The organism is Vampirovibrio sp. (assembly GCF_041737375.1).
In the GTDB taxonomy this organism is placed as follows: Bacteria; Cyanobacteriota; Vampirovibrionia; order Vampirovibrionales; family Vampirovibrionaceae; genus Vampirovibrio.
In genome coordinates, this window is record NZ_JBGSRV010000015.1 from 104,412 (window position 1) to 118,420 (window position 14,009).

Sequence of the window (14,009 nt, forward strand, 5' to 3'; positions counted from 1 at the left end):
AGCATTCGCCGGATAGAGCCGAATAGAGAGTGAATCAACGGACGGTATTTGTTTATGAGCGAAACATCCAATCCTTCGGGTAGCCCTCGGCGCTGGTACGATCAGGATCCCTTGCTAGGGGAAGTGCTTGAGCTGCTGAGATCCTATCCCAACGATGTTCGAGAACAGGCCCAGACCTTTTTGGGCAAAATTGAAGAGCAAATTGGCAAAGAAACGCTGGACAAGTTTTACGAGCTGGCCCGACCGGAAAAAACCGGGAATCGCTGGTATGATCACGATCCAGTGGTATCCAAAGCGGTTGAACTGCTTCGGGTGGTGCCACCTGCCATTCAGCGTCAGGCGGCTCATCGCTTTTTGGAATCCATGAAAAAGCAGGGCCTGTCCCCGGAGATGCTGAAAAGCGATTCCACCCCGTAACTCTAGCTGGCATAGTCTTTGGGGCTACACTTGGGGTAAGCTTGGGGGTGAGAACGCAGGAGCTCCATTGCCTTGACCACCCCAGAAGCCACCCTTGAAGCCGCCATTGCGCTGTTTAACCGTCAGCAATTTTTTGAATGCCACGAGGTGCTGGAAGATCTGTGGCGGCCCTTGCCAGCAGGCCCGGAAAAGACCTTTTTGCAAGGGTTATTACAATTGGGGGTGGGGTATTATCACTGGCAGCGGGGCAATCCGGTGGGGGCCAAAAGTAAATTGCAAGCGGGGCTTGAAAAACTGGAAGTCGTGGCCAGCCAGCAGCGCTATCAAGTTCCTATTCCGCTGGAACCACTGATTGCCCAAAGCCAATTGCTTTTGAACAGGCTGCTTGAACAACAAGGCCAAACCTTACCCATTCTTCTCCCGGAACAAATCCCTAAATTAGAATGATTCTAATTTAGGGATTGATCTAATTTAAAGATTGAACTTGTTCATCAAAATCAACCCCCATCAAAAAACATCCTGCCTCTCATTAGAAGCAGGATGTTTTGATTTAAAACGCGGTTGCGCTTACTTCAGGCGGGATTCCACCACAGTCCAGTTAATGTTGCGGAAGAATGCCTCGATGTACTTACCACGCTCGGTGGCTTTGTAATCGCCCACATAAGCGTGTTCCCAAACATCCATTACCAAAACAGGGGTAAATCCAGCGGGATGCCCGTTTTCATGGTCGGTAATCCAGAAGTTTTGCAAGCGGCTAGTCACCGGATCCTGGTACAACACGGCCCAGCCGATGCCACGCATGGCGCCAGTGGCTTTAAAGTCGGTTACCCAGGTTTCCACGCTGCCAAAGTACTCTTTCAAGGCTTCAGCCAGCTTGCCGCTGGTAGGAGCGGGGCCGCCGTTGCCGGTCATGTTCTCAAAATAGTACTCATGCAGGCGAATGCCATCGTATTCAAACGCCAAACGACGACGCATTTCGTTATACTCAGGGGTTCCCACTTTACCGGCTTCACGCAGTTCAGCCAGCTTATCGTTCAGGGTGTTGGTGTTGGTGACATACCCTTTGTACAATGCATAGTGTGTTTCCAACTGCTCGGCGGAAATGCCGTCCAGTTGCAGATTATAGGTTTGAGCCTCATAAGGCTTCACTTGGGTGGCGGGCATATTAAAGCCTCCTCTTTTTTCAGTTGAGATACAAGATAAACGAACCCAGACAATTTGGGTCACTATAGCACAAAGCCAAAGGGATGTCCCTGCGCTGCATCAGGCTTTTGGCGAACCCGCCATGGCCACTGCCCCAGCTGCTAGTGGCGTGATTGCGCTTGCCGGTATAGAAACAAGGTATTGGCCATAAGCGTGGCAATGGTCATTGGCCCCACCCCACCCGGCACCGGGGTAATAAACCCGGCTTTCTGAGCGGCGCTGGCAAAGTCAACATCGCCCACCAGCTTTCCCTCCAGCCGATTAATGCCCACGTCAATCACCGCCGCGCCGGGCTTGATGAAGTCGGCGGTAACGAGATTGGGAACCCCCACGGCGGCCACCAGAATATCGGCCTGACGGCAAACCGCGGGCAAATCGGCGGTTTTGCTATGGCAGTAAGTAACGGTGGCGTTTTCTTGCAATAACAGCAGGCCCATGGGCTTTCCGACAATATTGGAGCGGCCCAGTACAACGGCGTTTTTTCCGGCCAGCGGCACCTGATAGGCATTCAGCAGGGTCATCACCCCGGCGGGGGTGCAAGGCTTGCAGGCCGAAGGATCGCCGCTCATCAACAGGCCCATATTTAAAGGGTGCAGGCCGTCTACATCTTTTTTGGGATCGATGGCGGTAATCACATCCAGGGTGTTGATATGCTTGGGCAGCGGCAATTGTACCAAAATACCATGTACCGAGGCATCCTGATTCAACTGGGCAATCACGGCAAGCAGTTCCGCCTGAGAGGTGGCCTGAGGATAAGTAAGCAACTGGGAAAGCATGCCAATTTTTTGAGCGGTTTTGGCCTTTTTATTGACATAAACCTGACTGGCCGGGTCATCGCCCACCAAAACCACCACCAGCTTGGGAAGCGGAGCGCCCTGAGCGGTTAAAGCACCCAGCTCCACGCTGAGAGAATCCAGCAAATTTTGGGAAGTCAGCTTGCCGTCTAAAATAGTGGCCGTGGCAGATGGGGTCATGCGGGCGCTCCTGCTTGTGTATTGAGGGCTATAAAGAACTTAAAACTGAGCCTATTGTCCCCTGAAGCAACCCCGGAGGCAAGTTAGGCCAAACCGTCAAGCCGTGCTGAAAGCCAAAGGGACGGCTTTGGCACCGTCCCGCTGGTTTTACAGAGTGGAAATTGAATGAAGCTAAACCGGAAGTGGTATGGGCAGAGACTCCCGGCCCTCTTCTTCAAACACTTCATCGTCGGTGCCGAATACTTCCATTTTTTGGTCATCAAAAACGCCTTCCCAGCGAGCCACCACCGCGGAAGCCACGCAGTTGCCAACCAGATTGATGGAGGTGCGGCCCATATCCAGAAAGTGATCGACCCCTAAAATCACGGCCACCCCTTCCATGGGCAGGTTAAAAGCGCTGAGCGTGGCGGCCAGAACCACCAGAGAGGCCTTGGGAACCGCAGCCACCCCTTTGGTGGTTAAAATCAGGGTGAGCAGCATCAAGACCTGTTGCTGCAAGCTCATTTCAATATGGGCCATTTGGGCCACGAACAAGGCGGCCAAAGCCACATACAGGGTGCTACCATCCAGGTTAAAGCTATAACCGGTGGGAATTACAAAACTAACCACGCTTTTCGGCACCCCGAAGCGTTCCATAATTTCCATGGCTTTGGGCAGGGCCGATTCACTGCTAGCGGTTGAAAAAGCCAGCAAGAACGGCTCTTTAATGGCTTTCATCAAGCGCACAAAAGGAATGCGGGCAATGGTGCAAGCAGAACAAAGCACCAACAACACAAATATAGCCAGTGCCAGGTAAAGAGAGCCGACCAGCTTGGCGTAAACCAGCAGAATGCTCAGTCCATTCTCGCCCACCGTGGCGGCAATGGCGGCCATAACGCCCATAGGCGCAAAAGCCATTACCTTGTTAACGAACTCAAACATAATTTCCGATAGAGATTGCAAACCGTTCATCACCGGGCGGGCTTTTTCTCCGGCAGACAGAATGGCCAGCGCAAAGAACACCGAAAAAACCACCAGTTGCAGAATATCGCCTTTGGCCATGGCCTCTACCACGCTGGTAGGAACCATGTTCACCACCGTGTCCCACAGGGTATGATGCTGCACGGCGGCCATGTTGCCGGTAATACTGCCCAGTTGCTCTACCCCTTTGGCGCTCAGGGTTTTCATATCAATGCCATCGCCAGGGCGCAGCAAATTGGCAATCACCATACCGATAATCAAGGCTGGAATGGTAGCCAACTCAAAGTAAATCAGGGTTTTAGCGCCCAAACGCCCTAAATTTTTATGACTGCCAGTGCCTGCAATGCCAATCACCAGAGTGGCAAAGATTAACGGCGCTATCAGCATTTTGATCATGCGTAAAAACACATCGGAAAGCGGCTTGATTTGCACGCCAATTTCTGGCCAGAAATGCCCCAGGGCAATTCCCAAAATCATGCCCGCCAGCACCTGGACAACCAGACTGGGCTTTTTCAGCTGAGGCAAATACATTCCCACTAATTAAGCCCCCTTCCGCTTGATGATGGTGTTTTGCTTGCAAGTAAAAGAAAGCGCCATACTCATCCTTAGATTACATTCAATTCTATAAACACGCCCCCATCAGGAATCGTGCTAACCAACCCGAAAATTGCTCCGGCCTATTTTAAAACGAGCATACCGGAAACAAATCACCAAATCCCCTTTTATCTCAACCATAAAGCTATGTAAAGGGCCTGTTTGCAGGAAACGACTGTCTATTGGAGCCTCTATTCCATTTTGCCAACCATTACGGCTCAAAAACATTGAAGATCTCCTTGGCCTTGCCGAAACCCTTATTAATAACTACACAAATCTTTAAATGAGGAGAAGCCCGCTCGTGAATCTCTGGCCCTTTTCCAAAAAAAACGACACCGATCCCAGCCATCATTTTGGGAACCCCCACTCTGGCAAAATGGAGTTACCCCCCGGGGTTAAGCTGGCAGCGCCTGAAGAATTAGAGGCCCCTGCCTCACAGGCCGCATTGAATCAGCAGGCAGCCCCTGCCCCTTTAGCGCCTGCAACAGAAGCCGCTGCTGAGGCAATGGCCCCGCCAGAACATTCGTTTGAAGATTTAACCCATGTTCCCGCCACAAAAGAAAAAGATCCCAGCGCCGAAAAAACCGAAGTAGCCCACAGCCAAGTCGATTTAAACCATTTTTGCGAGCAAAATCAACTCAAAATGGTGGTTCAAAACCCTTTGCCCGAACTTAAAACTGTTGCTCCCCAAGCGCCCCAAAACGGAGAGACACGAGCAGCGATGCCCAATGCGATGGCGTCAGCATCTCCCGTAATACCAACACCGCAGTCCCTTCAGCGCGAAGCGGATTTGGCCGAATTTTTCTCAGCCAACCACCTGTCAACAGAAGTAGTAGATTCAGCCCCGCCACCCTTGGATTTTTTCTCGGATCTCGGCACTCAGTTCAACCAAACGCCTGCTGAACCGGTCAATAACCCGGCCAGTCAAGCCACAACACCCGAGGTCACCAGACTGGAATCCATATTTCCGGCTCCTGAAACACCCCCCGCCCTTGAAACCGAGGCCAACTTCGACAGTTTCTTTCTAGCGCCCATGGCGCCTGACAACGAGCCACTTCAGCCAACGGATTCCTTTTGGACGGAGTCCGAAATGCTAGCCGTTGAAAGCCTTCAGCCTGCCACCCCAGTGGAAGCGGAAGCGGCGGCAGTAGAATACGCCATTGAGGAAGCTTATCTGGAAGAAGAGACTCAAACCGAATTGCCCCAGCAATTAAATTTGCCAAACGAAGCCCTGGCCCCCAACGGCACCAATAATTTTCTGATGGAAGCAGAACTGCACCCACTGCCAGAAACGGTTTACCTAGGCGATGATCTGATGGGCACTGAGCTGAATGATGAGCCGTTCGATCTGGACAGCATTCTGCTGGGCAATATTCCGGCCCCGCAATTAGCCCCGGCGGCTTTGCCACAGCGTCCATCGCAAAGCATTGTTGAGGAATCAGATCACTATTTTGGCGATGAAGCCGAGGGACTAAAAAATAACGACAATCTGGAATCCTATGAGCTGGGGCATTACGAAGATCCCGATCAAGCTTTAGAAACATTTTCACTGGATGAAACACCCGGCCCTCTAGCCGAAAGCATTGCTTATGACAGCTATTACACCGACTCCGACAGTGATCTGAGCTTCGCAAGCTTGCAACTGGAAGAACTTCCGCTGGCGTTAGTAGAAGATGAAGAAGAGACAGAGGAGAAAGTAGAGGAAAAAGCGGAAGAGAAAAAAGAGGAGCCGGTAGAAGCCATAGAGCCACCGGCTTTTGGACCCGCTCCCCGCTTGCCTGAGCATAAAGTTGAAGCACTCCAGCCAAAGCCTTCCCCAACGCAAGCCCCCCCACCCAAGGCCCCGCCGATGAAAAAGACACCCGCGCTAAGGCCAACTTTCCCCGAAGCTCAAGCCCATCGTTCAGGCAGTTTTGAACAGGAGATTCTGCTGAAGAATAGCCAGTTTGTACATCAGAGCATCGATCATCTGGTCAACTCCTACTTCCGGCACCAGGATCAGGAAGCCTCCTGAGGAAGGCCTGAGAGACTGGCATTTCACGACAGAGTCTCGTATAATGTGCTTGTTGTAGCAGATAGATGGATACCAGCGCCATGACCGCCACCGGCAGTTTAACTGAACTTGAAAAACAAAAAATGTACAGCGAATCTCCTGTAATTGACGTATTTGACAACCCCAACCCCGCCAGAAACTACATGAATTCCATTGAGGTGGCCGAGTTTACCTCCGTTTGTCCTAAAACCGGCCTGCCGGACTTTGGCACCATTAGCATTGATTATGTGGCCGATCAGAAATGTATTGAATTAAAATCGCTGAAATACTACTTTCTCAGCTACCGGAACCGGGGCATTTATTATGAAGCGGTAACCAATCAAATTCTGGATGACCTGATTGCCACTTGTAATCCCCGCTTTATGGAAGTTACCGGTGAATTCAGCGCCCGTGGCGCCATTTCCAGCACCATTGTAGCCACCTACCGCAAAGAGGGTTTTGAATTTCAGCCATGAAAAGTCGTGGGTTGATTCTGTTCAGCATTTTGGCCGGGATGCTTGCTATCCTGCTCTACGCCAGTTTTCAGGAAAAACCCCAGGAGGCAGCCGCCCGGCAGCATTTAAACAATCTGCTCGGGCAGGCAAGTGCCAATGAAATGCTACCGGAACCTCAGGAATCCCTGAAGCTACCGGGCGTGGATCAATCTTTCTTCGGCTTCCCCATGCCCACCACCGATATTACGGTGGAGGAAACCTCCAGCAAGTATGTGCTTCGCATTCCGCTGGCGGCGGCCGAGGATTCCAGTTCCGTCAAGCTAAATGTGACCCCCCATCGCATCGAAGTTTCCGGGCAAACGGGCACGAAAACGGATGGGCAGAGTTTTTCTTCCAGCTTTATGCAGGCATTTAGCACCCATCAGGAAGTGTTACCAGATCAAGTGCATCGCATGACTGAACAAAACGGCGATCAAACAGAGCTGGTGATTACCATTCCCAAAAAAGGCGGTAGCAAAACCAGCGCAGAATCAGGCGACGGGGGTTTTGACCATTTTGACCATCAGGATGAGGCCGACGAACGCCTGATTCAGCCCAATGACAGCCCCGCCATTGAACCCCCACCCGTTCACGATGGGAATCCACTGGATACCTACAGCAACCGGTTTATCTAAAGAAGCTTGTAAGCCCTAGCCAATGCGTAAGGTTAGGCATTTGGAAGAGCCGCCGGCCTTCAGAAACTCGCTTAAATCAACAGAAAGTACCTGAAAACCACGGGCCTTCAAATCATCGGTCAATCGGGAAGATCCCTGGTTAAAAATGACGGTATCCCCAATATTCACCGCGTTACAGGCAAAGCGGGCCGCCTCTTCCGGGCTAACCGGAATCAGCTTGCTGGCGGGTACGTTGGCCTCAATCACCGCTCGGCCATACTCATCAAAGGCATCCGGGGAGTAAATCAAGTGCCCATCCTGCAAAGGGCAGAGACAAACGTCGATATGGTAATAACGATCGTTAATCAGCTCCATGGACAACACCGGCAAATCGGTGGCAGCGGTTAGCAAACTGTGAGACGCAATATCGGTGCGGGTTTTATACCCGGCAAATACCCGATCTTGCCAAATCAGAGCGTCTCCCGCCCCTTCAAAAAAAATGTGATCGGGCATTTGAACCACTTTAAAGCCTTTTTGCTCAAACCACTGGGCGCAAATAGGCTCTTCCGGTCGGCGCTCCGGGTGCTTGTAGTGGGCAATCACAGCGGTTTGATTATGCACAAAGGCGGCGTTGGCCGTAAACACCAAATCGGGGACACCCGGCTCCGGGGTCAGCAGCTCCACATGGGCGCCTGCCTTTTCGGTAATGGCTTGATACAAGGCATCCCACTGGCGTTTGGCCAGCACCTCATCGCAAGGGGGGGCTTCCTGCATCCACGGGTTAATGGCATAAGCCACCGTAAAGTAAGTGGGCGGACACATTAAAATAGTGGGCTTTCCCCGATCCGAAAAAGGCGTATGGCCCACCGGCAAGGGGTTGAATGATAAGCTCTCGGCAAGGGGATTGACTGGTAAACTCATACGATACGCCTCTACCAATCCAGTCCGTGAGTGCCACGAACCAGCAAATCACCCGGCAAAACCTGAGCGGCGCTGATCATGTGGGCTTGTCCATTTTTGATGGCCAATGCCCAATCCCCACCCTGACCCACCGAAAGGGTTTGCCCATTCCATCTGATTTTTTGGGGCAATCGAACCCGGTAGGCCTCTTCCGGCAAAGCGCCTGCCTGCTCACAGGCAATGGTTTCCGCATCAGTAGATTCTGCCACAGCGCCATAAGGGGCCACCGCTTCCATCAAAGCGTTCATGGTGTTGGCATCCGCCGCCAGTAAGGTCAGGTTAATGGCGGAAATATCCTTTTTCAGGCTGCCCACATGAATATCGTTCAGCCGATAATCCCCACCCAACTGCTGCACTCGGTCAATCACCTTGGAAAGGGTGAGGGAATCGATGACATGGCCCTTCAATTCTACGGTACGAGCCAATCCGGCCTGTTCTGTCAAACCGCTCATTCGGGTCCATCTCCTTCCACTCAGCGTAACCAACGTCTCTACTACTGTATCCGAAATGCATGGCGCTGACCACACCCGCCCGATGGAGAGCCAATCATCCATGAGGTTGACCTGCACATGCATTAAATACCGGCCAAAGGATCAAGTTTTAATGGGAGCCCTACGAGGAAAAATACAGGAAAGGGATGAATTCGGTAGTCTGGTTCCTTCAGACAGTGGATGAAAGCCCCGCCGTAAAAGGATATTCTGAGCGAGAAGTCCTTAAAAGGCACTGGTTCCAAGTCGAAGGATTTTAACCGGGTTCATCAGCCGGATTAAAGACAAAGCATTTCTCCAGTGGTGAAAATCCAAACGGGATAGTACGAAAGAGTAAAAGAGATAGGTAAAGCGACCGTGAGTCTGGAAAGCCTCCAATCGACCTTACAACGCATTGCGGACATTGAAAACCGCTTTACCAGTCTGGCCCCGAAACCGGCGCCCGGTGACAATGGCGCTGTGGAAAAAAGCTTTGAAACAGCATTGAATCAAGCCATGGGCACCAATGGCGCAGCCCCCGTTCCCCCACAACTGGCCGGACTTATTCAAGAACAAGCACAAGCCCAGGGCGTCGATGCCGACTTGCTGAAAGCCATTATGAAAAATGAATCCAATTTTAACCCCAAAGCGCTTTCCCCGGTGGGCGCGCAAGGCCTGATGCAACTCATGCCCGGAACCGCCGCTGGTCTGGGGGTTAAGGACAGCTTTGATCCGGCCCAAAACATTGCGGGCGGCGCCAAATATTTAAAAGGACTGCTCACCAAATATCAATCCGTTCCCAAAGCGGTGGCCGCTTACAACGCTGGCCCCGGCGCAGTGGACAAGTATCAGGGCATTCCGCCTTATCAGGAAACCACCCAGTACGTTAAAAAAGTAATGCAATCCTACCAGGCGTATCAAAACGCCGAAGGGAGCTAAGCCATGTTAAGAGGGTTATACACTGCCGCAGCCGGAATGATGGCAACTCAAACCGCCGTCGACACCATGGCCAGCAACCTGTCTAACGTTAGTACCATTGGCTTTAAAGGCAACAAGGTTAACTACCAGACTTTCCCGGAAATGATGATTAGCCGCGTAAGCAAAGAAGGACAAGAACCCGTTGGCAGCCTGATGACCGGCAGCCAGATTTTTGAAAGCTACATTGATTTCAATGCGGGCGCTATGCAGCAAACCGGCAACACCTTTGACCTGGCCCTAGAAGGTGACGGATTTTTTACAGTGAGATCCAAAACCGGCACCCCCTATTACACACGGGCCGGAAACTTCACCATTGATGAAGAAGGATTTTTGACCACCCTGCACGGTGCTTATGTAGAAGGATCGCTGGGAAAAATTCAGGTGCTTCTGGATGGAGGCCCTTTCAGCATTAACGCCCAAGGCGATATTAGCGGGCGCAACGGCGTGATTGACCAAATTAAAGTGGCCCGTTTTGAGAATAACCATTCTCTGGAAAAAGTCAGTGACAACCTGTATCAGGCCACACCGGGCAGCAAACTTTTGCCAGCACCTCAGGCAGATACGCCCCGAGGCTACAAAATCAATGCGGGCATGCTGGAAGCATCCAACATCAACCCGGTATCAGAACTGGTCAACAACATTCAGGGCCTAAGACTTTACGAAGCCCTGCAAAAAAATATTCATATTCATAACGACACCCTGGGCAAAGCCGTGAACGACGTGGGTCGGCCTCGCTAATCCCGTTCAATCAGTCAGTCCGTGATCCATTTTTAAGTTCCCATTCCCTTTGAAACCGACCGAAATCGGAGGCCACAATGCTCAGAGCCCTTTATACCGCCGCTACCGGCTCCACCAGCCAACAGTTCAATATCGATGTAATCGCCAACAACGTGGCCAACGTAAACACCACCGGCTATAAAAAAGCCCGGGCAGAATTTTCGGATTTACTAAGCCAAACTTACTCCGCCGCCGGAGCCATTGGCGATCAGGGAACCACCGATCCGGTAGGGATTCAGGTTGGTTTGGGTGTTCAGGTTACCGCCACTCAAAAAATCTTCTTGCCCGGTTCTATCCAGCAAACCGGCAACCCACTGGATTTAGCCGTTCAGGGCGATGGCTTCTTTCAGGTACAAACCGATGGTGGCAACCTGGGTTACACAAGGGATGGTAACTTCAAGCGGGATGCCAACGGGACACTGGTGACCTCTGATGGTTACCCGGTACAGCCCAACATTACCTTACCCAACGATGCCACCGAAATCGTTATTGGCCTGAACGGCACCATTTCGGTTCGGCAAGCGGGTTCCATTACCTTAAACCAGGTGGGTCAATTGCAGTTGGTTCGTTTTTCCAACCCGGCGGGTTTAGAAAGCGTAGGCCGTAACCTGTTTCAGGAAACACCCGCATCAGGCGCAGCGGTGCAAGGCACGGCGGGTCAGGGTGATTTTTCCAAAACCATGATTACCCAAGGCTTTTTGGAAGGTTCCAACGTACAGATTGTGGAAGAACTGATTAACCTGATTAGTGCTCAGCGGGCCTTTGAAGCCAACTCCAAGGTTATTAAAGCCGCCGATGAACTGCTGCAAACCGCCAATAATACCGTTTAAATTGAATTTTTAAGGACACCCCCATGAACCGCCCAACCACCCTAAAAACCAAGCTGACGCTGATCGCCACTGTATTAGTGGTGATGGGCAGTCAAAGCGTGAGTGGGGCGGCCACGGTCACCGAAGATCAGATTAAAGAAAAAGTAGTGGCCCACGTTCAGCAAAAACTGGGCACCATGGTTTCCAAGTCCGATCAGGCAAACGTGAGCGTTTCCATTACCCAGGTGCCTGGTGGTCCCTTCCATTTTCCTCAGGCCGCAACGGACAAAGACATCACCATCACGGTGACCTCTCGGCTGGGCGAAAGCTACACCGAACGGGGCATTGTTCAGGTGGCCATGCAGGATAAACAGGATCATCACCGGGAAATTGGCGTTCCGATCCAGATTTCAGTCAAAAAGCCGGTATGGGTGGTTAAAAACGCCATTAACGCCAAACAACCCCTGCGCGCTTCTGATTTAAGCTCGCAACTAAAAGACATTAGCCACTGCTACAACAACGCCGTGGGCGGAGAAACCAATATTAGCCAGTATATCGCCCGCGTAAACCTGCGCCCCGGTGAATTGCTGGACGCCCGCAAAATGATCATTCCACCGGATGTGACCTACAACAGTTCGGTTCGCATTCTCATTTCCAACGGCGATAGCATGACCCTGACCGTTCCGGGCATTGCGTTGGCCGAAGGGAAAATTGGGGACACCATTCGGGTACGGCAAGCCATTTTTCAGCGGAAGTACTACAGCGCTAAAATCATTGATCGCAACAGCGTACTGGTGGAAATGTAGAGCGCCAGCCACACCTCAGCCATACCACCGAAACATTCAGGGATTATTCAGGGAGAACGAGAACGATGACAAAAAGCGAAACACCCACCCGTCAAAGCCTACAGCCCATTTTAGCGGGCCTTTTAACGGTGGCTTTTTTGAGCCAGTTCGCCCCTGCTTCGGCGGAATCCCTGTTTCGAGCCAGCAGCACTTTTAACGCGCAGGAACCCATTCAGTCCCGTTCCCTGTTTACCCCTCCCATTGCCCGTGCCGTGGGTGATTTAATCACCATCCAGATTAACGAAACCACTCAAAATCTGATTCGTAGCGACATTAGAATGACCAAAGGGCAAGTCATCAACCAGAACGGCAGCGGCCTGTTCAACAGTATGGTGGGCTTTTTTCTGGGGAAATTGCCATTTAACACCAGCCGCATTAACAACGCCTTGCAAGCTCCCAATTTTAATGGCCTGGACAACTCCAACGAGATGAACAGCCGAGCCGAAATCAACCGCACCACGGGTATGATAGACAACATTACCTGCCAGGTGGTTCAGGTCATGCCCAACGGAGATTTAATGGTGCAAGGGCAAAAAACCATTCAGGGCAGCAAGGAACGCACCGATTTAATGGTCACCGGCATTATCAAGCCCTATTATCTGGATCGCAACAACCAGATCAGCTCCAATATGGTGGCTGGCTTTCAGATGATTCAAGGCGGCAAGGGCATTCTGAGCCGTCAGCAAAACGACGGTGTGGCCAATAAAATTTATCAGTTCTTTAACTAACAAGGGGTAATGGCTATGTGTGGATTCAACGCCAAAAGTAAAAAAACCATTGCCCTGGGGCTGATTGTAACCGGGTTGCTGGCATCTGTTTTACCGGGCTTGCCAGCGCATGCCGCCACCTTGCGGATTAAGGACATTGCCCATGTAAAAGGGGTTAGAAATAACCAACTGGTGGGTTACGGCTTAGTGGTGGGCCTGAGTAAAACCGGCGACAAAAGCCGCTCCACCCAAACTTCCACCGCCAACCTGATTAACAATTTTAATGGCCGTTTGAATAACGACAACGACATTCGCTCCACCAATACCGCTGCCGTAATTATTACCGCCATTGTGCCTCCCTTTGCCAAAGAAGGCGACCCGCTGGATGTAATGGTGTCCTCTATGGCGGACGCCTCCAGTCTGGAAGGCGGGGTACTGGTGAATTCAGAATTAAGAGCGCCCAACGGCGAAGTGGTGGCACTGGCCCAAGGCCCACTTTCCACGGGTGGCACCTCGGTGGATGCCAGTGGATCTTCCAAACGAACCGCCATTACCACCTCGGCCCGCATTCCCAACGGGGCCATTATGGAACGTGAAATCCACACCCAAATCGGCGATGAATACGGGATGGACTTGGTGCTGGGACGCACCGATTTCACCCTGGCCAGCCGGGTGGCGGAATCCATCACCAAAAATGTAGCCCCGGCGAGAGCCATTGACGGTAGCACCGTACGGGTGCTGTTCCCGGATCAGTTTATTGATAACCGGGTGGCTTTTTTATCCAAAGTGGAAAACGTGACGGTAAACGCCACCGAAGAAGTAGCCAAAGTGGTAATTAACGAACGAACCGGCACCATTGTGATTGGCAGCAACGTAAAGCTATTGCCAGCGGCAGTGGCCCACGGCGGAATTACGGTAAGCGTGGAAACCGCCAACACCGTTTCTCAACCCGGCAGCTTTACCCAGGGCGGGCAAACCGTGGGCGTGTCCAACAGCAAAATATCCATCGATAAAGCAGCGGGCAGCCTGGTTAAGCTGGGCGCCAACGCCACTTTGCAAGATTTAGTGGCCGCCCTGAACGCCTTGGGCGTTACCCCCAGTGACTTGATTTCAGTGCTGCAAGCCCTTAAAGCGGCGGGCAGTTTGGAAGCGACCCTTGAAATCATTTAAATCCTAAA

The 14,009-nt window shown here is 51.8% G+C and carries 16 protein-coding genes; 11 read left to right on the forward strand and 5 right to left on the reverse strand.

Annotated features, from left to right (window positions below; all coding sequences use genetic code 11):
* Positions 1-54: 54 nt before the first annotated feature.
* Positions 55-417 carry a hypothetical protein gene (locus ACEW81_RS10755; protein WP_373532986.1) on the forward strand — a complete coding sequence of 121 codons (363 nt, stop codon included), beginning with the start codon at positions 55-57 and terminating at the stop codon, positions 415-417.
* Positions 418-489: 72 nt separating this feature from the next.
* Positions 490-864: a DUF309 domain-containing protein gene (locus ACEW81_RS10760; RefSeq protein ID WP_373532987.1), complete on the forward strand. Its 375-nt coding sequence runs from the start codon at positions 490-492 to the stop codon at positions 862-864.
* A gap of 120 nt (positions 865-984) precedes the next feature.
* Here ACEW81_RS10760 and ACEW81_RS10765 read toward each other — a convergent pair whose 3' ends face one another.
* From ACEW81_RS10765 to ACEW81_RS10775, 3 genes are all read right to left on the reverse strand, one after another.
* Entirely contained in the window at positions 985-1,581 is a 597-nt protein-coding gene (locus tag ACEW81_RS10765; RefSeq protein ID WP_373532988.1) for a superoxide dismutase, read from the reverse strand.
* 140 nt (positions 1,582-1,721) lie between these two features.
* Entirely contained in the window at positions 1,722-2,594 is an 873-nt protein-coding gene (gene folD / locus ACEW81_RS10770; protein ID WP_373532989.1) for a bifunctional methylenetetrahydrofolate dehydrogenase/methenyltetrahydrofolate cyclohydrolase FolD, read from the reverse strand.
* Positions 2,595-2,765: 171 nt separating this feature from the next.
* The gene (locus tag ACEW81_RS10775) at positions 2,766-4,085 is read right to left on the reverse strand and encodes a dicarboxylate/amino acid:cation symporter (RefSeq protein WP_373533020.1); all 1,320 of its coding nucleotides are present in this window, start codon (positions 4,083-4,085) and stop codon (positions 2,766-2,768) included.
* 364 nt (positions 4,086-4,449) lie between these two features.
* On the opposite strand from ACEW81_RS10775, the gene ACEW81_RS10780 reads away from it, so the two are divergent.
* From ACEW81_RS10780 to ACEW81_RS10790, 3 genes are all read left to right on the forward strand, one after another.
* Positions 4,450-6,162 (forward strand): hypothetical protein, encoded by a 1,713-nt coding sequence (locus tag ACEW81_RS10780; RefSeq protein WP_373532990.1) that lies wholly within the window; start codon positions 4,450-4,452, stop codon positions 6,160-6,162.
* A gap of 122 nt (positions 6,163-6,284) precedes the next feature.
* Complete coding sequence (queF, locus tag ACEW81_RS10785; protein ID WP_373533021.1) at positions 6,285-6,656, forward strand: preQ(1) synthase; 372 nt, start codon at positions 6,285-6,287, stop codon at positions 6,654-6,656.
* Positions 6,653-7,309, forward strand: coding sequence for a hypothetical protein (locus tag ACEW81_RS10790; protein ID WP_373532991.1), 657 nt, complete (start codon positions 6,653-6,655; stop codon positions 7,307-7,309). The genes queF and ACEW81_RS10790 overlap by 4 nt, the downstream gene beginning before the upstream one ends.
* Before the next feature lie 15 nt (positions 7,310-7,324).
* On the opposite strand, the gene ACEW81_RS10795 is transcribed toward ACEW81_RS10790, so the two are convergent.
* Both ACEW81_RS10795 and ACEW81_RS10800 read right to left on the reverse strand, forming a co-directional pair.
* Entirely contained in the window at positions 7,325-8,209 is an 885-nt protein-coding gene (locus ACEW81_RS10795; RefSeq protein WP_373532992.1) for a dimethylarginine dimethylaminohydrolase family protein, read from the reverse strand.
* 11 nt (positions 8,210-8,220) lie between these two features.
* Positions 8,221-8,700 carry a hypothetical protein gene (locus ACEW81_RS10800; protein WP_373532993.1) on the reverse strand — a complete coding sequence of 160 codons (480 nt, stop codon included), beginning with the start codon at positions 8,698-8,700 and terminating at the stop codon, positions 8,221-8,223.
* Between the two features lie 393 nt (positions 8,701-9,093).
* Here ACEW81_RS10800 and ACEW81_RS10805 point away from each other — a divergent pair, with 393 nt between their 5' ends.
* From ACEW81_RS10805 to ACEW81_RS10830, 6 genes are all read left to right on the forward strand, one after another.
* Complete coding sequence (locus tag ACEW81_RS10805; protein ID WP_373532994.1) at positions 9,094-9,654, forward strand: lytic transglycosylase domain-containing protein; 561 nt, start codon at positions 9,094-9,096, stop codon at positions 9,652-9,654.
* A gap of 3 nt (positions 9,655-9,657) precedes the next feature.
* Positions 9,658-10,431 (forward strand): flagellar hook-basal body protein, encoded by a 774-nt coding sequence (locus ACEW81_RS10810; protein WP_373532995.1) that lies wholly within the window; start codon positions 9,658-9,660, stop codon positions 10,429-10,431.
* Between the two features lie 77 nt (positions 10,432-10,508).
* Positions 10,509-11,300 carry a flagellar basal-body rod protein FlgG gene (gene flgG, locus ACEW81_RS10815; RefSeq protein ID WP_373532996.1) on the forward strand — a complete coding sequence of 264 codons (792 nt, stop codon included), beginning with the start codon at positions 10,509-10,511 and terminating at the stop codon, positions 11,298-11,300.
* A gap of 23 nt (positions 11,301-11,323) precedes the next feature.
* Entirely contained in the window at positions 11,324-12,085 is a 762-nt protein-coding gene (gene flgA, locus ACEW81_RS10820) for a flagellar basal body P-ring formation chaperone FlgA (protein WP_373532997.1), read from the forward strand.
* A 65-nt stretch (positions 12,086-12,150) separates the two neighbouring features.
* Positions 12,151-12,852, forward strand: coding sequence for a flagellar basal body L-ring protein FlgH (locus tag ACEW81_RS10825; RefSeq protein ID WP_373532998.1), 702 nt, complete (start codon positions 12,151-12,153; stop codon positions 12,850-12,852).
* A 15-nt stretch (positions 12,853-12,867) separates the two neighbouring features.
* Positions 12,868-14,001 carry a flagellar basal body P-ring protein FlgI gene (locus ACEW81_RS10830; RefSeq protein ID WP_373532999.1) on the forward strand — a complete coding sequence of 378 codons (1,134 nt, stop codon included), beginning with the start codon at positions 12,868-12,870 and terminating at the stop codon, positions 13,999-14,001.
* The last annotated feature ends 8 nt before the right edge of the window (positions 14,002-14,009 follow it).

Bases quoted from the DNA above. Each gene is read 5' to 3' on its own strand.
- ACEW81_RS10825 (WP_373532998.1), top strand. From the start codon at position 12,151: ATGACAAAAAGCGAAACACCCACCCGTCAAAGCCTACAGCCCATTTTA.
- ACEW81_RS10775 (WP_373533020.1), bottom strand. From the start codon at position 4,085: ATGTATTTGCCTCAGCTGAAAAAGCCCAGTCTGGTTGTCCAGGTGCTG.
- ACEW81_RS10830 (WP_373532999.1), top strand. From the start codon at position 12,868: ATGTGTGGATTCAACGCCAAAAGTAAAAAAACCATTGCCCTGGGGCTG.
- ACEW81_RS10765 (WP_373532988.1), bottom strand. From the start codon at position 1,581: ATGCCCGCCACCCAAGTGAAGCCTTATGAGGCTCAAACCTATAATCTG.
- flgG (WP_373532996.1), top strand. From the start codon at position 10,509: ATGCTCAGAGCCCTTTATACCGCCGCTACCGGCTCCACCAGCCAACAG.
- flgA (WP_373532997.1), top strand. From the start codon at position 11,324: ATGAACCGCCCAACCACCCTAAAAACCAAGCTGACGCTGATCGCCACT.
- folD (WP_373532989.1), bottom strand. From the start codon at position 2,594: ATGACCCCATCTGCCACGGCCACTATTTTAGACGGCAAGCTGACTTCC.
- queF (WP_373533021.1), top strand. From the start codon at position 6,285: ATGTACAGCGAATCTCCTGTAATTGACGTATTTGACAACCCCAACCCC.
- ACEW81_RS10755 (WP_373532986.1), top strand. From the start codon at position 55: ATGAGCGAAACATCCAATCCTTCGGGTAGCCCTCGGCGCTGGTACGAT.
- ACEW81_RS10790 (WP_373532991.1), top strand. From the start codon at position 6,653: ATGAAAAGTCGTGGGTTGATTCTGTTCAGCATTTTGGCCGGGATGCTT.
- ACEW81_RS10810 (WP_373532995.1), top strand. From the start codon at position 9,658: ATGTTAAGAGGGTTATACACTGCCGCAGCCGGAATGATGGCAACTCAA.
- ACEW81_RS10795 (WP_373532992.1), bottom strand. From the start codon at position 8,209: ATGAGTTTACCAGTCAATCCCCTTGCCGAGAGCTTATCATTCAACCCC.
- ACEW81_RS10800 (WP_373532993.1), bottom strand. From the start codon at position 8,700: ATGAGCGGTTTGACAGAACAGGCCGGATTGGCTCGTACCGTAGAATTG.